19 protein-coding genes are annotated in these 20,458 nt (G+C 70.7%); 15 read left to right on the top strand and 4 right to left on the bottom strand.

The window, feature by feature from the left end; genetic code table 11:
• The 6 genes from HC028_RS26095 to HC028_RS26070 all read left to right on the top strand — a co-directional run.
• On the top strand, positions 1–208 hold a 208-nt coding region (locus HC028_RS26095; RefSeq protein WP_168080095.1), incomplete at its 5' end, for an ATP-binding protein.
• Positions 205–1,395 (top strand): HDOD domain-containing protein, encoded by a 1,191-nt coding sequence (locus tag HC028_RS26090; protein WP_168080094.1) that lies wholly within the window; start codon positions 205–207, stop codon positions 1,393–1,395. The genes HC028_RS26095 and HC028_RS26090, both read left to right, overlap by 4 nt.
• 89 nt (positions 1,396–1,484) lie before the next feature.
• A complete protein-coding gene (locus HC028_RS26085; RefSeq protein ID WP_168080093.1) occupies positions 1,485–1,868 on the top strand; it encodes a response regulator transcription factor in 384 nt (127 codons plus the stop codon).
• A gap of 283 nt (positions 1,869–2,151) precedes the next feature.
• Entirely contained in the window at positions 2,152–3,804 is a 1,653-nt protein-coding gene (locus tag HC028_RS28280; protein WP_168080092.1) for a S8 family serine peptidase, read from the top strand.
• A complete protein-coding gene (locus tag HC028_RS26075) occupies positions 3,801–6,065 on the top strand; it encodes a GAF domain-containing sensor histidine kinase (RefSeq protein WP_168080091.1) in 2,265 nt (754 codons plus the stop codon). Before HC028_RS28280 ends, HC028_RS26075 begins: the two co-directional genes overlap by 4 nt.
• A 125-nt stretch (positions 6,066–6,190) precedes the next feature.
• The gene (locus HC028_RS26070) at positions 6,191–7,333 is read left to right on the top strand and encodes a response regulator (RefSeq protein WP_168080090.1); all 1,143 of its coding nucleotides are present in this window, start codon (positions 6,191–6,193) and stop codon (positions 7,331–7,333) included.
• On the opposite strand, the gene HC028_RS26065 is transcribed toward HC028_RS26070, so the two are convergent.
• Positions 7,311–8,447 (bottom strand): glycosyltransferase family 9 protein, encoded by a 1,137-nt coding sequence (locus HC028_RS26065; protein ID WP_168080089.1) that lies wholly within the window; start codon positions 8,445–8,447, stop codon positions 7,311–7,313. The two genes, HC028_RS26070 and HC028_RS26065, sit on opposite strands and share 23 nt — an antisense overlap.
• On the bottom strand, positions 8,440–9,630 hold the full coding sequence (locus HC028_RS26060) for a glycosyltransferase family 4 protein (RefSeq protein WP_168080088.1): 1,191 nt from the start codon (positions 9,628–9,630) through the stop codon (positions 8,440–8,442). Before HC028_RS26060 ends, HC028_RS26065 begins: the two co-directional genes overlap by 8 nt.
• Before the next feature lie 140 nt (positions 9,631–9,770).
• Between HC028_RS26060 and HC028_RS26055 the strand changes: the two genes are divergently transcribed.
• Entirely contained in the window at positions 9,771–10,772 is a 1,002-nt protein-coding gene (locus HC028_RS26055; RefSeq protein WP_168080087.1) for a sulfotransferase family protein, read from the top strand.
• Here HC028_RS26055 and HC028_RS26050 read toward each other — a convergent pair.
• Complete coding sequence (locus HC028_RS26050; RefSeq protein WP_168080086.1) at positions 10,751–11,056, bottom strand: hypothetical protein; 306 nt, start codon at positions 11,054–11,056, stop codon at positions 10,751–10,753. The genes HC028_RS26055 and HC028_RS26050 overlap by 22 nt on opposite strands.
• 161 nt (positions 11,057–11,217) lie before the next feature.
• Here HC028_RS26050 and HC028_RS26045 point away from each other — a divergent pair, with 161 nt between their 5' ends.
• The gene (locus HC028_RS26045; RefSeq protein WP_168080085.1) at positions 11,218–11,877 is read left to right on the top strand and encodes a glycosyltransferase; all 660 of its coding nucleotides are present in this window, start codon (positions 11,218–11,220) and stop codon (positions 11,875–11,877) included.
• On the opposite strand, the gene HC028_RS26040 is transcribed toward HC028_RS26045, so the two are convergent.
• Positions 11,825–14,122: a glycoside hydrolase family 15 protein gene (locus HC028_RS26040; RefSeq protein WP_168080084.1), complete on the bottom strand. Its 2,298-nt coding sequence runs from the start codon at positions 14,120–14,122 to the stop codon at positions 11,825–11,827. The two genes, HC028_RS26045 and HC028_RS26040, sit on opposite strands and share 53 nt — an antisense overlap.
• 95 nt (positions 14,123–14,217) lie before the next feature.
• Here HC028_RS26040 and HC028_RS26035 point away from each other — a divergent pair, with 95 nt between their 5' ends.
• The 7 genes from HC028_RS26035 (at position 14,218) to HC028_RS26005 (ending at position 20,387) form a co-directional block, all read left to right on the top strand.
• Positions 14,218–14,820 carry an AEC family transporter gene (locus HC028_RS26035; protein WP_168080083.1) on the top strand — a complete coding sequence of 201 codons (603 nt, stop codon included), beginning with the start codon at positions 14,218–14,220 and terminating at the stop codon, positions 14,818–14,820.
• Between the two features lie 250 nt (positions 14,821–15,070).
• Positions 15,071–16,921: a right-handed parallel beta-helix repeat-containing protein gene (locus tag HC028_RS26030; RefSeq protein ID WP_239075724.1), complete on the top strand. Its 1,851-nt coding sequence runs from the start codon at positions 15,071–15,073 to the stop codon at positions 16,919–16,921.
• An 18-nt stretch (positions 16,922–16,939) separates the two neighbouring features.
• Complete coding sequence (locus tag HC028_RS26025; RefSeq protein ID WP_168080082.1) at positions 16,940–18,007, top strand: D-2-hydroxyacid dehydrogenase; 1,068 nt, start codon at positions 16,940–16,942, stop codon at positions 18,005–18,007.
• An 11-nt stretch (positions 18,008–18,018) separates the two neighbouring features.
• Positions 18,019–18,429: a hypothetical protein gene (locus tag HC028_RS26020; protein ID WP_168080081.1), complete on the top strand. Its 411-nt coding sequence runs from the start codon at positions 18,019–18,021 to the stop codon at positions 18,427–18,429.
• A 14-nt stretch (positions 18,430–18,443) separates the two neighbouring features.
• The gene (locus tag HC028_RS26015) at positions 18,444–19,253 is read left to right on the top strand and encodes a hypothetical protein (protein ID WP_168080080.1); all 810 of its coding nucleotides are present in this window, start codon (positions 18,444–18,446) and stop codon (positions 19,251–19,253) included.
• A gap of 14 nt (positions 19,254–19,267) precedes the next feature.
• On the top strand, positions 19,268–19,582 hold the full coding sequence (locus HC028_RS27965) for a hypothetical protein (protein ID WP_239075725.1): 315 nt from the start codon (positions 19,268–19,270) through the stop codon (positions 19,580–19,582).
• 16 nt (positions 19,583–19,598) lie between these two features.
• On the top strand, positions 19,599–20,387 hold the full coding sequence (locus HC028_RS26005) for a hypothetical protein (protein ID WP_168080079.1): 789 nt from the start codon (positions 19,599–19,601) through the stop codon (positions 20,385–20,387).
• Positions 20,388–20,458 lie beyond the last annotated feature (71 nt).

Here is a 20,458-nt window from a genome sequence, read left to right as displayed (position 1 = left end):
GATCCCCGAACACCTCCAGCAGGTGATCTTCGAGCAGTTCTTCACCACCAAGGAGGTCGGCAAGGGCACCGGTCAGGGGCTCGCGCTGGCCCGCAACGTGATCGTCGACGGGCACGGCGGCAGCATCGAGGTGCATTCCACGCCGGGGGAGGGCACCGAGTTCGTCCTGCGCCTGCCCATTGACGGAAAGCATCCGGAGCAGCCATGACCAAAGCCCGCATCCTGTTCGTCGACGACGAGCCGCGAATCCTCGACGGCTTGCGCCGGTCCCTTCGTGGCAAGCGTGGCGAGTGGGATATGACCTTCGTGACGAGCGGCGCGGAAGCGCTCGACCTGCTGGCGGAGTCACCTCATGACGTCGTCGTGTCGGACATGCGTATGCCCGGTATGGACGGCGCGGAACTGCTCACCCACGTAAGCGTTCGCCACCCTGAGGTCGCTCGCGTCGTCCTGTCCGGTCACACCGAGCAGGAGGCGGCGATCAAAGTTGCGGTGGCCGGTCACCGCTTTCTGACGAAGCCCTCTGACGCGGAGAACGTGATCGCTGTCATCGAGCAGCTCACGTACCGGACGTCGAGCACACACGGCGCCGAGGCGCGGCGCATAGCCGGTGCCGTCCGCGCCCTGCCGACCCTGCCGGCGCATGTCGACCGGCTCACCGCTGTGCTCGGAGCGGCCGACCTCGACATCTCCGACGCGGCGCAGGCCGCCTTCCACGACGTGGGCCTCACGGCCAAGTTGCTGCAGTTGTCGAACTCCGCGTTCTTCGGTGCCCGCGCCCGGGTCGCCTCGGTCGAAAGCTGCCTCAGCGCGCTCGGCCTGCCCACCTTCCAGGCGCTGGTCAACGCCGGTCAGGTGCTCTGGTCGTCGACGCAGTGGGGGCCGGACGTCGAACGGGACCTGGGGATCATGTGGCGGCACGCCGTGGCCACCGCCCACCTGGTCGGGTTCATCGCCTCGCCGGCGAACCGGCCGTTTGCGCAGGCCGCAGCGTTACTCCAGCATGTCGGCCGGTTTGGGTGTCTCACCGCGGTCGGAAGTGACTCAGAAGTCACCATGAGTTTGGCGGCGACGGACTTCCAGGGCGTGCCCTACCTGGACATCGGTGTCGAACTGTTGCATTTATGGGATCTTCCGTACCCGATCGTCGCGGCGGTGGCCGAGCGGGATCTTCGCCACCGGCCCCCGTCGTCGGGTCTCGGTGTGTCGGCGGCGGTCCGGGTGGCTCACCTGCTCATCCAGCAGACCGACGCACGCTACCCGGATAACGACACCCACGACGACGAACTGGCCGAGCTCCTGGCGCATCCGCAGTTGGAGCCCTACCCAACCGACTGGCGGAGCGCCGCACAGGAAGCATCCGCAAAAGCCGAACAGTGGTCCATTGGTGAGTGACGGCGACCGCAGTTAGACCGAGCCACGTAGAAACCGAGCCACGTAGAAACCGAGCCAAGTAGAAACCGAGCCAATGAGAAGAGGACTCGATGGCGCAAATCCTGATAGTTGACGACGAACCGGCCATTCGCCAGCTACTTACCGACGTGCTGGAGCTGGACGGTCATGAGGTCCGGGCGGCGGCGGACGGACTGGCCGCGGTGAGCGCGTTCGAGGCGCTCCGGCCGGACTGCGTCGTGCTCGACCTCATGATGCCGGGCCTCGACGGTTACGGTGTACTCCGCAATATCCGCGGCCAGGATGGCGACCCGGTACCCGTGATCATGCTCACCGCGGCCGCCGACGCGGAGTCCGCCTCGCGGGCGTGGGCGGACGGCGCCGACTACTACCTGGCGAAGCCGTTCGGCGCTGACGAGGTGCTGTACCTCATCCGGGGGCTGCTGCGGGAGCGTATCCCGACCGCCGAGGTCTAACCGCCCCCGTGGACGGGCAAGAAATTACTCCCCGTTTCCACTAAGGAACGCTCTGTAGTGGGCGATAGACGCTTAGCAGTCCGTATCGGGACTGCTGGAACAACCGGGGAGGTGAGTTCCAGAAATGGGACCGAGCTTGACCCGCGCGGCGGACGGAAAGGCGCCGCCGCGCTTTAGGCGGGTCGCAATGGTGGCCACGGCAGCTACAGCAGTCGTGGCCGCCATGCTGCCCGCTTCAGTAGCGAGTGCGAGCGCGCCCAGTGGGGCGTGGCAGGACGTCGTTGTGACGGGCGTGAACGCGGACGGTGCGGCCAAGGCCGTCGCGGCGGCCGGTGGTCGCGTCCTGACATCTCTGCCCGTGGTGAACGGTGTTGCGGCGCGACTGCCGCAGGGTGCTGTACTGAGCCCGGAGTGGGTGGTGGCGCCGCAGCGAGAGCTGAAGCTCGCCGCCGCGTCCACGACGGACGTCAACGGCGCCGTCTCCACGGTGCGGGAGACGTTGGGCCTGGCGAAGGATGGCAACGAGGGCCAAGGCGTCACCGTTGCCGTCGTCGACACCGGTATCGCCGATGTGCCGGATCTCGCCGGCAAGGTGACCCACGTCGACGTGACCGGTAAGGGTGCCGGTGACGGGTTCGGCCACGGCACGTTCATGGCCGGCCTCATCGCCGGTTCGGGCGCGTCGTCCGGCGGTGCCTACCGGGGTGTGGCCCCGGGCGCAAAGCTGATCGACGTGAAGGTCGCTGACGCCGAGGGCAGCACCGACCTCATCACGGTGCTGCGCGGTCTGCAGTGGGTCAGTGAGCACGCGCGCCAGGTGCAGGTTCTCAACCTGTCCCTGTCGTCGTACAGCCCGCTGCCGTACCAGATCGACCCGCTGACCCAGGGCCTCGAGGCGCTGTGGCGGCGTGGCATCACGGTCATCGTGCCCTCGGGTAACGAAGGCTCGAAGGCCGGTTCGGTGACGTCGCCGGGTACCGACCCGGTGCTGCTCACCGCCGGTGGTATCGACGAGTCGTACACCGCCAGCCGCGGTGACGACGTGGTCGGCGAGTGGTCGGGCCGCGGCCCGACCTGGCAGGGAGATGCCAAGCCGGACCTCGTCGCTCCGGGTGCCCACCTCGTCAGCCTGCGTTCGCCGGGCAGCGTGGTGGACACGTCCAACCCGCAGGCGCGGATCGGCAACGGCTACTTCCGTGGCTCCGGTACGTCCATGGCGACGGCCGTCACCTCCGGTGTCGCCGCCGCCGCGCTCGCCGTCCAGCCGAAGCTCCGGCCGGACGCGGTGAAGAGCCTGTTCACGAGCACCGCGTACACCGCTCCGGGGCTGACCCGGGCCGCGGGTGCCGGTGCGGGTGGCCTTGACGCCGCCCGCGTGCTCGCCGCGGCTCCGAAGTGGCCGACGAGCAAGGCCAACACGCAGTCCGACCGGGACACCGCCGCGATCGTCCGTGACGCGGACCGGTGGGCGGCGTTCGAGCAGGCGCTGCTCGCCAACGACCGGGCCGCCGCGTACGCCGCGTGGCAGAAGCTGAGCCCGCAGTCCCGCGAGTGGGCGGGCCGCGCCTGGGCGCAGCTCGACCCCGCGACGCGGGACTGGGCGGGACGGGCCTGGGCCGGTCGCGCCTGGGCGTCCGGTCCCGACGGTACGGCCGACGAGTGGGCCGGTCGGGCCTGGGCCGGTCGCGCGTGGGCCGGTCGGGCCTGGGCCGACGTCAACTGGGCCGGTCGGGCGTGGGCTGGTCGGGCGTGGGCCGACGCCGACTGGGCTGGCCGTGCGTGGGCCGGTCGGGCGTGGGCTGACGTCAACTGGGCCGGTCGGGCCTGGGCTGACGCCGATTGGGCCGGTCGGGCCTGGGCCGGCGACGACTGGGCTGGTAGGGCCTGGGCCGGCGCCACCTGGTCCGGGCGGGCCTGGGCGTGGCTGTCCCAGTGACCACTGAGGTCGCATCGGGCACCGGCCGCCAGAGGGAGACCTCGGCGGCCGGTGCCCGGCGCACCTGGTACCAAGATCCGATCAACCGCCGGGTCGCGGCGGTCATCCTGCTCGGCCTCTGCCTCGCCGCGCTCGTCGTCGCCTGGTTCCCCGAACGCGTCGGGGTGCTGCATGAGAATGCGATGCCCACGGCGTGGCTGCTTCCCGCACTGATCGTTGTGACGTGCATCGGCGAGCTGACCGTGGTCCGGCTCCGGCACGGAGAAGCGGTAGAGGAGCTGACTCTCTGCGAAGCCGCGATCATTGTCGACGTTCTGCTGTTGCCGGCCCGTGAGGCGCTGATCGCCGCTGTACTGGGCCTGCTGATCGCGAGCATTCTGCAGCGACGGCCCTTGGTGAAGGCCGCGTTCAACCTCGGGACGTACACGGCGGCGAGTGCTGCCCTGATCGTCGTCGCGCACGCCGTCGCCGGCACTCCCGGGCACGTGACGGTCTGGGTGGTCGCCGGTGTGCTGCTGGGCACTTTTGCGTTCACCGCGGTCAACCTGTTCTGCCTGGCCCAGGTCATCGGGGTCGTCAGCGGCGTACCGCCGATGCAGGTCATCCGTTCGGAAGCCCGGCTGTCGGCGTACATGGCCATCGGCACCGTGGCCACGGGCCTCCCGGCCGCCGAGATCGGGCTCCACACTCCGCTGCTGTTGCCGTTCATAGCGATGCCCGCCCTCGCTGTCACGTACGCCTACCGTGCCGCGGCGCAGGAGGCGGACGAGCGGGCCCGGTCGGCGTATCTCCTCCAGCTGTCCCACGCCCTCGCGGAGCGCGAGGACGTGGTGCGGCGATTCCTGGTACTGGTTCGACAGGCTTTCGACGCCGATCGCGCCGTCGTCGTCCTCGATGAGACCGGCGAGGCGCAGTTCGTGGACGCTGCCCTGCCCACCGAGCTTTCGAGCGAGCCGATCCCGGCTCACCTCAGCAGACTTCAGAAGCTTGACCGCCCGCAGCTCATTGCGGAGGACCTGCCGCCGGACGTTCGCCAGATGCTGGCCGTCCCGTTGGAAAGCGACGGCCACCGGCTCGGTATCGCCGTCATCGCCATCAGCGAGCGGCACCGCGGCCGACTGTCCACACGTGACCTCACACTGCTGGCGTCGCTCGGCAACGCCCTCGCGGCGGCCATGCGCGGTGCCGAGCACCTTGACCAGTTGGTCCAGGAGACCAGCAAGCTCCACGCGGTCGTGGAGCAGTCCACCGAGGGCATTCTCATGCTCGACGGCGATGGCGTGGTCCAGATGTGGAGCCGCGCGTTCGCCGAACTCACGGATGTGACAACCGCGGAGGCGACCGGTTGTCGGCTCGCCGACCTGCTTGACGTACCCGATCCGGAGGAGCGGTCCCTGCTGCTCCCGGTGACGCTTGCCAACCCGCAGGCGGTGGTCGAGCTGACGATCCGCCGCCCCGATGGGGAGCAGCGCCGGCTCCGGCTGGCCCACTCGGCCGTCTTCGCTGACGGGGCCCTCGTGCGTGACGTGGTGGTCGTGCGTGACCTGACCCGCGAGTACCGCACGGAGCGGCTCAAGTCGGACTTCATCGCGACCGTGTCGCACGAGCTACGCACGCCGTTGACGCCGATCATCGGATACCTCGACCTGCTGCGTTCGCGCGGCGAACAGATGCCGGCCGACAAGCGCAAGAAGGCCATCGACCTTCTCGCCGACCGCGCCTCCCACATGTCCCGGCTCGTGGAGGACCTGCTGCTCGCCTCGCGGATGGGCGACGGTACCGGCGATGTGGCGCTGCAGGTGTCCATGGGGACGCACGACCTCACGGCGATCATCCGCCAGGTCGTCGACGACCTCGACTCGTCTCGCATCAAGGTGGCGCTGCCGAGTGACCCGGTACCCGTCCTCTGCGACAACGGCCGGGCGCTCCAGGTGGCCACCAACCTCGTCGGCAACGCGCTCAAGTACTCCCCGGCGACCGAGGAGGTCCAGGTGAGGATGTGGCTCGAGGACGACCTCGTACACGTCGACGTGGCCGACCGCGGGCGCGGTATCCCAGCCGACCAGCTGGAGAAGGTCTTCGAGAAGTTCCACCGCGTCGAGGACCCGATGACCATGAGCACCGGCGGTACCGGTCTGGGGCTGTTCATCGCGCGTCGACTGGCGCAGGCCATGGGCGGCGATGTCAGCCTGACCTCGACCTTGAACGTGGGCTCGGTCTTCACCCTCACCCTCCGGCGCGCCCAGCCGGCTGAGTCCTAACAGAATTTCCAGGAGGTTCCAGAATGACCGCTTTAAGGGACTAAGGATCCTTCTGTACGTGACGATAGAGAAGCTGACTTCGCGGCGCATATGGGCCCGCGGGTGCGTGAGAACAGGAACTGCGCATGACGCCCAAGTCCCGGGTTCTGTGTTTGGACGATGAGCCGTACGTTCTCGATGGACTCCGGCGGCACCTACGCGCGCACTATGACGTCGTGACCACGACGCAACCCCAGGAAGCGCTCGAACTGCTGGCCGACGGCGGGGACAACCCGATCGCGGTGGTCGTCTCGGACATGCGGATGCCGCAGATGACCGGGGTGGAGGTTCTGGAGCGGGCTCGGCAGCTCACGCCCGAAACCACGCGGATCCTGCTGACCGGGGACGCCGACCTGCACAGCGCCGTCGCGGCGATCAACCAGGGCAACGTGTTCCGTTTCATGCTCAAGCCCTGCCCTCCGGAGGACCTCCGCACGACGATGGCTGCGGCGTCGGAGCAGAACCGTCTCGTCAGGGCCGAGCGGGAACTGCTCGAGGCGACGCTGAAGGGCTGCGTCGACGCGCTTATGGAGACGCTGGGCATGGCCCAGCCCGCGCTGTTCAGCCGGGCGGGCCGGCTGCGGCGGCTGGTGGAGCGGGTGTGCCAGAAACTGGGCGTCGAGCACGCGTGGCAGATCGAGATGGCAGCCCAGATGGGTGAGATCGGCGCCATCACACTCCCGCCCGAGGCGATCGCCGGCCTGGAGGGCGGGACGCCCGGAAGCCCCGCCCAAGCCGAGATGTTGGCGAGCCTGCCGAAAGTCGCTGACGGTGTGCTCGCCCGGATTCCGCGACTGGAGGCGGTACGCGAGATCGTCCGCCATCAACTGCCGACCGACCGTAACCCCATCGTGGCGTTGCACCAGGACGCCCCCGATGGTGCCCGGTTGCTGCAGGCCGTACGGGAGTACGACGCGCTCGTCTGGCGCGGAATGCCGCCGGACCTCGCGGTGGCCACCCTGTCGTCCCGGAAGATCCACGATCGGGACCTGCTGCTCGCGCTCGCCGAAGCGGGCGGGCTCCGGGTGCCGAGCGAGGCGGTACGCGAGGTGGAGGTCGACGATCTGAAGATCGGCGATGAGCTGGCCAACGACGTGTACAGCGCCAAGGGCATGATGCTCGTCTCCCGGGGCCAGGTCATCACCGAGCGGCTGCTCATCAGGCTGCGCAACTACGAGACGACCACCGGCCTGCAGGGCCGCATCCTCATCGTGGATCTGTTGGGCTGAATCGAAGCCCGTACCGTTCCCCGTATCCCTGCCGTTCGTCCGAGCTCACCAGTTCGGTGATGGCGGAGACGACCGCATCGGGCTGGATGTCGGCCATGCAGCCCGGCCCGTCCGGCGACAGTGGACACTGGGCCTGCCACCAGCAGACCTGCTCGGTGATGGAGGTCGGCTGCCGGTACGGGCAGTGCGGCATGCCCTGCAGATCGATCCCGGTGACGGTGCCGGTGCCGGTGCCGGTGCCGTTGCCGGCGCTCATGCCGTTGCCGGCGCTCATGCCGGTGCTGATGCCGTACCGCCCGGCCCAGGTCGGGCCGAAGAGCCCGACGGTACGGGCACCCGCGGCGGCGGCCAGCCGGACGGGTCCGGTGTCGCCGCCGACGACGACGCCGCCGCGCGCCGCGACGGCGTGGAAGCAGGCGGCAAGCTGCCGCAGCGTGCCCTTGGGCAGAACAGCGACCTGGTCGCCGGCGACCGGAGCCACGCCGAGGACCGGATGGCCGCGCCGGGCCAGGATGGTGGCGAGCCGGTGCCAGTACGGCCGCGGCCACAGCTTGACCGGCATGCCGGCGTCGGTGACCAGCACGACCGGCGGCTGCGCCGCGGACGGCACGAGCGCTGTGATCGTCCGCTCGCCCTCGGCGATCTCCGCCGGCCGGAGTCGGACCCGTGGTGCCAGGCCCAGATCGCCCTGGCCAAGCAGACCCTCGGCGTGCAGGATCCGCAGGTAACGGTCGCCGACCCGTTCGTCCGGGGGCGGCCGGCGCCACAGGTTGGTGACGCAGCGGGCGCCGGTCGCGGTGAGCAGATCCGGGATGCCGTCGTACCGGGTGGTGGTGATGGCGAGGTCGGGGCGCCGGACCGCGACCGTCTCGGCCACCGCCTCCCGCTCGGCCCCGGGGCGCCCGTGCCGTGGCGTGCGCACCTCCGTCACGTCCGGGTCGTGCCGGACCAGGTCGGCGCCGGGCTCGTGGGTGAGTACGCGCAGCGCCGCCCCGGGGCTGCGGCGGGCCAGCGCGTGGATCGCCGGGAGCAGTATCAGCAGGTCACCGAACCCGCCCAGCAGGTCGACGACGAGGATGTCGCTGTAGCGCTCGCACCGAGAAGGCTCAGCCATCGTGTGACCCCAGGACGGCCTCGTACAGGGTCCGGTGCGCGGCGGCCACCCGGCCCCAGGAGTGTCGGAAGGCCAGCCGGCGACCCCCATCGGCGAGCCGGCGGCGCAGGGCGGCGTCGTCGAGCAGCCGTGCGACGGTCCGTTCGACGGCCGCCGCGTCGCGCCGTGCCGGGATCACCGCGACGGTCTCCCCGTCCCGCAGTTGGGGATCGGGCTCGTCGGCGGTGGTCACGGCGGTGGGCACCCCGTGTGCGAGGGCGGCCAGCACCGCGCCGCTCTTGGTGGTGACGCCGGCGGTGAACGGCAGCACGGCCGCGTCGGCGGCGTGCAGCACCTCGGAGACCTCGGCGGCCGGCACGTGCCCGGTGAACGTCACCGCGTCGGCCACCCCGTGCTGGCGTACCAGGTCGTCGAGTTCGCGCCGGAACGCCCGTGCCGCCGGCTCGGGCAGCGCCTGCGAGGTGAACCCGCCCACCACGAGCAGGTGCAGGTCGGGACGGGTTGCCCGCAGCGCCGGCAGGGCCGCTATCGCATAGCGCAGCCCCTTGACGGGGTGGACGAATCCGAAGAAGGCGAGCAGGCGCGCGTCCGGCGCGAGGCCGAGGCGCCGGCGTACCCCGTCCCGGGCTCCCGGACCGGCCGCGTGGCCGCCGGTGAAGTGGTCGTCGACATTGGGCGCGAGGGGCACCTCGGTCGGGCACTTCCCGGTACGCATCCGCAGGCGGGTGGCGTGCTGCTGGTTGGAGACCACGACGGCGGCGCTCGCCGGCACCAGCCGGCCGGTCTCACGGTCCCACAGCCGGGCCCGCTCCAGCGGGCGCCAGACCGCCGCCGGCACCCAGCCCGGCGCCGACCACCAGCCGTACTCGTGCACCGTGGTGACCAGTGGCGTCGTGGGGGGAAGGAGCACGGGCAGCACCCCCAGCACGCCGGTGAACCGGTACGCGGCCGGGGCGAACTGCACGTGGACCAGGTCCGGGCGGTGGCGCCGGATGGTGGCGGCGGCGGAGGCCGTGGCGGGCAGCCACCCGGTGCCCCCGGGGCGTACGGGTACCGGTAACGCCTCCACGTCCACCCGGGCGAGGACGGTCATGAGGCGATGGACGTAGTCGCTGACCCCGTCGTGGTCCGGTGAACCGGGACCGTGGACCATCGCCACCCGGACACGACGACCGGTGGGCATGCCGAACCTCCTTCCGTACCGCACCGACAACGCTCGATCAGCACCAAGCTCGACCGCCCTTCCCACCCAGAGGCGGTCGTAAACGTTTGTCGCCGGACTCCAGGGGTACGGGCGGCACGGCCGTCGTCGGGGGAGTCCGGATGGGACAGTTGCGGTTCCTGCTCGTCGGCACAGCGCGCTCCGGTACGACGTTGACCCAGCGAATCTGTTGTGAACTCCCGGGCGTCGCGATGCCGCCCGAGACGCATCTGCTGCAGTTGCTCGCGCCGGATCTGCTCACCAGGCGGCGGTTTCCGCTCGCGGCCGGCGAGGTCGTCGACGAGTTGCTCCGGTTCGAGGCGCTGCCGACGTCAACCGGGCTGAAGCTGGATCACGAGCGGGTGCTCGACCTGGTCGGTCCACGATGCGACTCGCTGTTCGCGCTGTTCGAGGCGGTCGTGGTGGCGCTGTGTCCACCGCAGCCAGATGGCTCGGTGTACGGGGAGAAGACTCCGGAGCACCTGCTGTGGTGGCGGGCGATGACGGCGGCGAACGAAGCGCTGCGCGTCGTCGGGGTCGTACGCGACCCGCGGGCGGTCGCCGCGTCTCACCGCGCGGTGCCCTGGGGCATCCGGGACGCGGCCGAACTCGCCGAGGAGTGGGCGTTCGACCAGCGCCAGCTGGCTGGGGCCCGCCGTCGGCTCGGGCCGCGGCGCTGCCTGATTCTTCGGTACGAGGACCTCGTGGCCGCCCCGGACGCTGCCCGGGCGCGGCTGGGCCGGTTCCTCGGGGTGCCGGTGCCCGATGAGCCGGTGCCCGATGAGCCGGTGCCCGATGAGTCGGTCAACCCGAGTCAGGGCATCGTCAGTCAGGGCATCGTCAGTCAGGGCATCGTCGGCTCCTGGGAGTGGTGGAAGAGCCGGGCCTTGCAGCCGGTCACCACCGACCGGACCGAGGCGTGGCGCGAAGGTCTCAGCTCGGCCGAGGCGGCCGTCGTCGTCGCGGTGGCGGCGCCGGAGATGGCGAGATTCGGGTACCTGACGGGTACTGACCGGCGGCGGTCGCGGACCGGGCCCGGTGACCGGGTTCGCGACCGCCTGGCCGCACGATTGCGCCGGATGCGCAAATGGGAGGCGCTGAGTCAGGCGGCCACCGGTCGGTGACCGTACCGCTGCCAGGAACGCTGAGCCGGAGGCGCCGGGAAGGTTTCCTGACTGGTCGGTTGCGTCTCATCCGCCGCGGCCTTCGCCTGCAGCACCGCGCGGGCAAGGTTGGTGAGGGCGAGGCCGGCCAACTCGTCGGCCGTGTCCTCGTCGAGATGGTCGACGAACCGTCGCCGGTCCTGGGCGCTGTCGAGGCCCTCGCCGGCGGCTTCCCACTCGCCCATGGCGCTGAGCACGTTGCGCAGCTCCGCCACGTCGCCGAGCAGTGTCGGCCTTCTGGTCATGTGTGCACCTCCTGCCACCATCGGCGTCGCGGGGGTGGCTGCCGTCACTCCCGGCGCCACGATCGGGTGAACGCCCCCAGCTAGACCCGGCTGGGTCAAGGGAGAGCAGGCCGCGAATTCGATTCGGTTTCGGCGCGCTGTAATGGGTAGACATCGGCCACATGATGGACCGGCCGCGGATCGGCGTGATCATCCCGGCGTACAACGAAGAGGCCACCGTGGGAGAGGTGGTCGAGGCGGCCAGGGACTCGCGGCTCATCGACGACGTGGTGGTCGTCGACGACGGCTCTTCCGACGACACCGGGCAGGTGGCCGCAGCAGCCGGCGCCCGGGTGGTCGCCGAAGGGCACCGCGGCAAGGGGCAGAGCCTGCTGGCCGGTGCCCGCGCCACCGACGCCGACATCCTGGTCCTGCTCGACGCCGATCTCATCGGCCTGCGCTCCGACCATGTCGCGAGACTGATCCGCACCGTGGCCGACGGGGACGCAGCGATGGCGCTCGGCCTGTTCGACCGGGGGCCCCGGCTCAACTGGCTGTTCCTGCGGGTGTTGCCGCGCCTGACCGGGGAGCGGGCCCTGCGGCGTGACCTGCTGCTGTCGTTGGATCCGGTCGACGCGCGGGGGTACCGGATCGAGGCGGCGCTCAACTCGTACGTCGCCCAGCGGGGCGGCAAGGTCCGTGCGTTCGTCCTCGACGGGATGTTTCACCGCACGAAGGAGGAGAAGGAGAACATCCCGCTGGTCGGCTTCGCCCGCAAGGTGGGCATGCTCAGCGTCGCGATGTGGGAGTACTTCGCGTACCGGCTGCGACGGCTGGACTGAACGTCATCTCGCCCTCGGACTCCGTGGTCGACCACTGCGGATCGAGCGCCGGGGCGACCAGCCGGCGAGACATCCCGTGCCAGTTCCAGGCGAGGGTGGGCCGCTCGTCCCGCCAGGTCAGCCGGTAGTCCAGCTTGCCACCGTGGACCGGCGCGTCGAGTATCTCCAGGTCGGCGCCGTACCACTCCCGGGGCAGCAGCGACAGCACCGCCGTGCGCCGCTCCGGCAGGTCGTTGACCAGCATGATCCGTACGAAGCTGAGGAAGTCCGCCGCGGCCCAGCCGTGGTGGCCGTCGCCCATGCAGCCGCCGCCCGTCTGCGGGTGAATCGCCTCGGGCCACGTGTACGTCGACATCGCCGCGTCAAGCATCCAGCGGAGCCGGTCCCACGCCACCGGATCGTCCGCGAGCAGTTCGACGAAGGCCAGTTGAAGCGTCAGGTAGGTGCCGAGGCCGGTGTGGGCGATCGCCTGGTAGAAGGCGGGGCCGAGGGTGAAGTGGTCGCGGATGAGCTCCACCGTGCGCTCCACGATCGGATCGTCGGCGTCGAGCAGCCCCAGGGGGTAGACGGCGACGAGCGATCCGATCATGCCGGCGTCGACGCGGCGGTTGGGCCCCGCCGGCAGGTACGGGCGCGGGGACTCCCGGGTCGCCCGATGAATCGAGGCGAAGATGTCCGCCCGGAACCGGTCCGCTGCCGTCCGCCAGCGCCGGGCGTCGGTGACGTTCCCCATCACGTCGGCGAGGTACGCCGCGTCGCACAGCCCCCGCAGGCACCAGAAGTTGTCCCAGTAGTAGACGTCGTACGGGCCGAGGTGCTCAGCGGAGACCCCCGGCGGCAGCAGTCCCGGATCGCGCTTGACGTCGTTTCGGCCGCGTGCCCGGTGCCGGGTCCGCTCGATCCAGTCCGCCCCCTTGCGTACGGCGGGCATCAGTTTTGTCAGCCGGGGCAGGTCGCCGGTGAACCGGTGGTGCTCGGCGATGGACATGATGGCGGCACCGTTGGCGTCCCACTCGTGCCACTGGCTGTAGAAGAATCCGTCGTGCCGCTGCCGCTCCGGGTAGGTGTCGATCACGTCGGCGGATTCGTCGTGGAAGCCCCATCGGTCGAGGGCCAGCAGTTGGTAGGCGGCGTCCCGGAACCAGAACCGGTGATAGGTCAACGGCCCCGGGGTGATGCTGCCCGGGTCGTGCAGGACCAGTTGGTACGTCCGGTTGGCGTCTACGGCCTCCTGGAGCCGGTCGTCGGGCAGGCGGACGTGCATCCCGCGGTCGAGTACCCGCTGCCACCGCTGAGCGGCGTCGCCGGCGTCCGGCGCCTCGCGTACCACGACGGAGACGTTCCGGTCCGGTTCGGCCGCGGGCGTCGGCGGCAGCGGCAGCAGGACCCGCCGGGTGTCGGCCGGCCCGAGCTGGTAGCTGACGGTCGCGGTGGCCAGGCCGGCCGGGTCGTGCGTCTGCATCGGCCGGAAGTTGTGCGCCCTGCCCTTGGTGAAGTGGTGCAGGCAGTCGCCCTCGTGGAAGGTCGAGACGGCGACCCGCTCGGGCCGATCGCACAGCACCACGCCCCGCTCGCCGTCGACCATGATCGAGTTGGCCGTCACCTTGATGTCCTCCACCACGGCGAGGCCTTCCGGGTTGTACGGGCGCAGCGCGAACGCCACCGTCAGCGTCCGGTTGGTGTTGTTGGTGATCTCAAGCGCCACGTACTCGTGGTCACGCACCCGCGTCGCGTACACCCCGGCCACGGCCTGCCCTCCGCCGGGTAGCTCGACCCCGGACCGGACGCAGCTACCCGCCGCGTCGGGCCACTGCGTCAGCCGGTGGCTACGGCTCGGCAGTACCCACGAGTCCTCGTCGCAGATCCACCAGTCCACCGACCAGCCGTCGGGCGTCATAGTGACCAGCCCGGCCGGGTCGACCACCGCTTCCCATGCCGACAGGGGGCTGCCGACCGCGGTCCAGTTGCGGTGGGTCACGTTCGTGAGGAACGGCAGGTGGCCGCGGGGCGTGAACGAGGGATCCGTCGGGTCCAGTTGCCGCTCCAACCAGAACGGCCACAGCCAGTCCGGCCGGATCTGCGGCGCGGCGCGGGTCCGGATCGCCCGCGCCAGGGTCCGCGCTCCGACCGGGATCATCTCCGTCGGCGCCCTGATCTCGAAGCGCTCACCGAACCGTTGGAACGTGGTCAGGTGTCGCAGGACGTCCTCGCCGATGTGGAACCGCCGGGCGAGGCGACGCAACACTGCAGAGCGCCAATCCGCCATGACGGTGCCCTACCCCGGTGGCGGCAGAGGACACCCCGGTGTGATGGTTCCGCTCGGATGGACAGGAATATGCGGTGCTCGAGACCGTGCTTCGGCCGCTCCCGATCGTCCTGGGCATGGCGGGTGGATGCCTCCTGCGCAAGGCCGGGGTCGCTGGGCCGCGCGACGGGGGCTTCCTGCTCAGGCTCGCCTTCACCCTGTTCATCCCGGCGCTGCTGGTCACGTCCCTGGCCACGGTTGATATCACCGGAGAGCTCGCCATCTTCCCGGTGGCGGGGGTGCTGGCGGTGTCGACCGGCTACCTCGCCGGCGTGCGCGTGCCCGCCCCGATCGCCGGTGCGGTCGCCACGTTCGGCTCCGCCGCCCCGATGCGGATCTTCCTTGCGCTCGGCATCCTCTTCGAGCCGCCGGACAAGGGGCTTCGGAGAGCGGCTCTGATCGTGGCCGTACGCCTGGTGACCGGCCTCGCCGTCGCGGCGCTCATCGTGCTCGTCCTCGGCTTGACGGGCGTCGACCGTATGATCGTGCTGCTTCTCGGCGTGGCCCCGGTCGCGTTCAACTCGGTGATCTTCGCGTCGCTTGAGAACCTCGACGTCCGGCTGGCCCTGACCGCGCTGTCGCTGTCGCTGGTGGCCAGCCTGATCCTGGCGGTGGTGGTCACCCTCGTAACGACCTGAAAGGGCGCACGTCCGGGTCGATGGGTTTGACGGGCGGCAACGGGGGAACCAAACACCGACTTGTTGACTGTTCGACTGGATCGTGTATGGCGGGCGTTGACGCCTCCCGGCGTCGGGGCGAAGGCATCGCCCGTCCGGCAGTTCAGCCCCTGCCGGGCCGCCTGAAGTCGCCGCTTCAGCTGGTTTGCCTCCGCATTCCCCGCTCCTGTCTGCCGTTTGCGCTACCAGATTCCGGCGATAGGAGAGTGAGATGCACCTGCCCAACGGCGCCCACACCATGAGCCTGCAGACCGCGACCGCGACCGCGACCGCCCGGACGGCGTGCGGACGGCCGCTGACCCGGCGGAGCCTGCTGACCGTGGCGGGCCTGGCCACGGTCAGCGGGGCCCTTTGCGGCACCCAGACCGTCCACAACGGACAGGCTCGGGCGGCGGACCGCCGGCGGCCCCCGATCACCACCGGTACGCCGGAGCCGCAGGTGTACGACGCGCGTGAGTATGGCCTGGCCGGCGACGGGGTCACCAACGACCAGCCGGCGCTGCAGGAACTGGTCAACACGCTGGGTGACGCGTACGCCGCCGACGGCCTGGGGCGGGTCATCTACTGTCCGCCCGGTAAGTACTCCATGCGGGACGCCGGCACCGTGTGGCGCAGCGGAGTGTCCCTGACCGGGGCGGGGCCCGGGGTGACGAAGTTCATGCTGTCCAACGCGGGCAACCGCGCCGCTGCCGCGCCGCTGGCGTTCTTCACCGAGGTCCAGCACGGTGCCAGTCGCGAGAACTATGTTTCCGACTGCACGTTCGCCAACTTCGAGATCGACGGCTCGGGGGTCGAGTTCCTCCGGGGGTACAACGTGCTCGCCAAGGGCCTGGGACTGCAGTACGTGCTGCGGGGCCACTTCCGTCAGCTGTACATCCACGACACCGCGGCCAGCGGGCTCGGCTGTGACTTCCTGCAGGACACGGTCATCGAGGGCGTCACCGTCGCGCGCTGCGGCCGACTGAACTCCGGTAGGAACATCGGCGGGTCCGGATTCGGCATCGGCATCGGGGGCTGGGGCCCCGTCGAGCGCCTCGTGATGGCCGACTGCGCCGCCGTCGGCAACGGCGCGAACGGCTTCTTCGTGGAGTTGCAGCAGAGTTGGTGGGCCCCCACCCGGGGCATCCGGATCGTCGGTTGCCACGCCGAGGACAACTTCTACGGCATCTCCGACTGGGGCGCCGACGGCATGATCGTGTCCGCCTGCACGATGACCGGCAACCGCGCGGCCGGGTACGACATCTCGGCCCACGGCACCACCAAGGTCGGCGGGCGCAACGGCATCGTCAGCGACTGCGTCATCGACCGCAACGTCCGCCACGGGCTGGTCGTCGGCAACACGCCGGGTCGGTACACGTTCCGCGGCAACCGCATCACCCGCAACGGCTGCTACGGGTACTGGGGGTACAACGTCCGGGGCGGCGACCAGCGACCCGCCGGGCTGATCGTCCTCGATGACAACGAGATCGGCAACAACGCCCTCGACGGCGTCCGCATCGACGCCGTCACCATCGACACCACCCTGAGCGACAACCGGGTGTTCGACAACGGCCGGCGGGCGGAAGGGCCGACGGCAGGGGGAGGGCAGGGCGTCTCCTACACCGCGACCTCCGTCGTGGACACCGGCGCCGGCTGGCTTCCGGACGGGCACCTGGGCAAGAAGGTGAGCGTCGGCGGCCAGCAGGCGGTCGTCACCGGCAACAGCGCGACCCGACTGGACCTCGCCCCGCTGCGCCCCGGCGCGACGGCGGCGTGGATCGCCGGTACGCCGGACGCCGGTACCCCGTACCGCCTGCCCGGCACCCCCGAGTCGCGCGCCGGTCTCACCCTGGACCGCCCGACCAGCAGGCCGACGATCCGGGGCAACCGCATCTGGGACGGCCAGCGCTACCAAACGCAGACGTACGGCCTGTGGATCACGGAGAGCGGCACCTGCACGGCCGGCTGGGTCGCGGACAACGACCTGGAGGGCAACGCGGTCGCGGCGGCCCGCTTCGACACCCTGCCCGTCGGCGGCAGCTGGCGCGACAATCTCGGCGTCGACAATCAAGCTGACCGGTGACGCTTTACGATCTTGTACGTGGCGGGAATCGACGACAACCGGGTCATCACTGTGCTCTGTGCCAGCGTGGGCGACCGCCCACCGCACCTGCGGGCGGTCGAGGAGCGCGTGACGGTCCGCTACTGCGACGCCGACGGCCTGCAGGACGCCATCCGCGGTGCGCACGCCCTCCTCCTGTGGGACTACTTCTCCGGCGCCGTCCGCCAGGTCTGGGATCACGCGGACGCGCTGCGCTGGATCCACGTGGCGGCGGCCGGGGTGGACAAGCTCCTGTTCGACGAGCTCATCGACTCCGACGTCGTCGTCACCAACGCCCGCGGCATCTTCGACCGGCCCATCGCCGAGTTCGTCCTCGGCTCGGTCCTCGCCTTCGCCAAGGACCTCCACGGCAGCCACGACCTGCAGTTGGCCCGAGCCTGGAAGTGGCGGGAAACCCGGACGGTGGCCGGCGGCACGGCGCTGATCGTGGGTACCGGGGCCATCGGGCGGGAGACGGCCAGGTTGCTGCGCGCCGTCGGCATGCGGGTACGCGGCGCCGGCCGCACCGCCCGGGACGACGACCCCGACTTCGGTACGGTCGTCGCCAGCGCGGACCTGGCGGACCACGTCGGCTGGGCCGACCACGTCGTCGTGGTCACGCCTCTGACCGAGGCGACCCGAGGTCTCGTCGACGCGACCGTATTGGCCGCGATGAAGCCCACCGCGCACCTGGTCAACGTCGGACGCGGCCCCTGCGTCGTCGAAGCCGACCTGATCGCGGCCCTGAACGCCGGCACGATCGCGGGCGCGTCGCTGGACGTGTTCTCCACCGAGCCGCTGCCCACCGACAGTCCGCTGTGGGACCTGCCCGGTGTTGCCGTGTCCGCGCACATGGCCGGCGACGCCGTCGGCTGGACCGACGCGCTCGCCCACCAGTTCGTCGACAATGCGCTGCGCTGGTTGGACGGTCGGGACCTCGTCAACGTCGTCGACAAGCGGCTCGGCTTCGTGCCGGCCCATCCCGTGCCGGCCCATCCCGTACCGGGCCAGGACGTATCGAGCAACGACGCTACGCCGGGGCGGCGGGGGGAGCGTCCGGCGTACTAGGCTCGCCGGCCATGGGAGTCGAGGTGAGCGGGCGCGGGCGGGACACGGGCGTGGCCTGGGGCGTCGCCGCCGTGCTCTGCATAGGGACGGTTCTCTACGCCTGGCTGGGGCACCCGACCGCTACCGACCGCGCGGTGTTCGGGCGCCCCGGTTCGCTGGCGGTTCTGGTCGTGGCGCTTCTCGCCGCCGTCGCGGGCCTAGTGGTCGCCGCGGCGCGGCAGGGCCCGTCGGCCGGTCTGCGGCGGGGGGTCGCGATCCCGGTAGCCGTGGTGGCGGTCGGCGTGATCGTGGTGGCGGCCGGGAGCCTGCTCGCGCCGAAGCACGCCACCGATTTCGTGGCGGGCGTGCTGTTGCTCGCCGGGGCTGTCGCGATGGAGGTCGTGGCGGTACGGGTCGGGCGCCGGCGGCTGCCGCGGGGATAGGCGAGGATGAAGCCGTGGCGGACGACATCATCGACCAGCTTCACGAGCTGCGGCGGTACGCCGCCGGTCTGCGGGATTCCATCGTGCGGGCGCAGAGCAACGCGCCGCAGCGGGCCGAGGGGCGAGACAGCAGCGGTGCCATACGGGCGGAGCTCGGCCCGGACGGCGTGCCCGAGTCGGTTTTCGTGGACGCGGACTGGTCGCGGCGGCTCGACGCGGCCCGGTTCGGCGCCGCGGTGGTGGAGGCGTGCCAGGCGGCCGCGCGTGAACGGATGGCGCAGTGGTCGCGCGCGCTGGACGGCCAGGACTGGCGGTCCCGGGCCGACGGACTACGCGGCGATGAGCCCCGACCGGACACCGACCCGCTGCCGGCCGGAGTACGGGACGCGGTGTCGGAGGTCAGGACCCGTCCGATCGACGAGTTGGCCGAGGACATGATGCGCGCGTTCGACGGCGTCGGGGAGCTCGCGGCCGCCTCGCCCCTGCTGGTTACCGGCGCGGGCGCGAGCGGCTCCGGTCGGCTGGTGGTGACCCTGTCCAAGGCCGGGCTGGTCTCCTGCAGCGCGGAAGCCCGGTGGGTGAGCCAGCAGAGCGGGTCGATGCTCACGACCGCGCTGAGCGAGGCGCTCGCCGCCGCCCGCGGCGACCTCGCGCGAGCCGCCGGAGCGCCCAACCCGGCCGCCCAGCTGGACCAGCTGTTCGCGGAGGCCCTCGCGATCCTCGCCGACCAACAGCGTCCGACCGACCAACAGCATCCGACCGACCACCAGCGTCCGACCGACCAACAGCATCCGACCGACCACCAGCGTCTCCCCGGCTCCTGAGAGGACCGTCGCCCATGCCGCCACCGAGCAAGCAGGAAGTCCAGGTCGCGACCGAGTCGCTGCGCGCCGAGGCGACCCTCTGGTTACACCAGAGCGAGCAGTTGGCGGCCATCGTGGGCAAGGTCGAGGGGCTGCGGATGAGCCGGCTGGAGGCTGGGATCTTCCAGCTCGTGGCGTCCGCCTACGACAACGCGGTGGATCAGCTCACCGTCCGATGCCGGGAGGGCCAGCAGCGCATGACGGACGTCGCGGCCACGCTGCGCCAGGTCGCGGACACCTACGACGACGAGGAAAGCAAGAACCTGCACCGCTTCCGCGACCTCTACTGAGCCTGGGGAAGACAGCATGGGATTCAGCACCGCACAGTACGAAGCCACGATCAACAAGCTCAGCTCCGGCCTCGGCGAGCTGTTGGGGAAGCTGCAGGAGGTCGGCCCCACCGCGCAGGCGGCGGCCAATCGCTGGTACCTCCCGCAGAGCGTGGCCGACGACATCATCTGGCTCGGCAAGAAGATTCTGGAGCTCGGCTCCTGGGTCCTTAACAAGATCGAGGAGCTGCTCAAGGGCGCGGCCGCACCCGTCGTGATGTTCAGCAACGCGATGGACTGGCAGGACATCCGAGGGCTGGCGACCGGCGTGGCCGGGCAGCTCAAACCCGAAGCCCTCAGTGTCGAGCGCGCCTGGCACGGCCCTGCGGCCGAGGCGTATACCAGGCAGATCAAGCCCCAGTCGGACGCGGCGGCGCGGATCGGCGCTATGGCCGACAAGACCGCAACCGCGTTGACCGTGTGCGCCGTGGCCGGTCTGACGTTCTACGTCGCGCTCGGCATCATCCTCATCAAGTTCATCGCGGCGACCATCACCGCGCTGGCGGCCATCGGCACCGCGGTCTTCTCCTGGGCCGGCGCCGCTCTCATCGCCGAGGAAGCCGCTGTGAACACCGGCCTCATCATCGCCGCGGTCAGCGCCCTCGTCGCCGTGCTCGGGGCCCAGGCCTCGCAGATGGTCGTGCTCCACGGCGAAGCGGTCGACGGGAGTACGTTTCCCGGCGGCGCCTGGCCCGACGCCGTGCCCGGCCGGTTCAGCGACGCCACGGTGGCCGACGGCGACGCCGACTGGTCGCTGCGGCACTGACGAAGTCGCTACGGCACTGACGAAGTCGCTACGGCACTGACGAAGTCGCTACGGCACTGACGAAGAGGAGA

This window comes from Planosporangium flavigriseum (genome assembly GCF_011947225.1).
Taxonomy (GTDB): Bacteria; Actinomycetota; Actinomycetes; order Mycobacteriales; family Micromonosporaceae; genus Planosporangium; species Planosporangium flavigriseum.
This window is presented reverse-complemented; position numbering and strand designations above follow the sequence as displayed.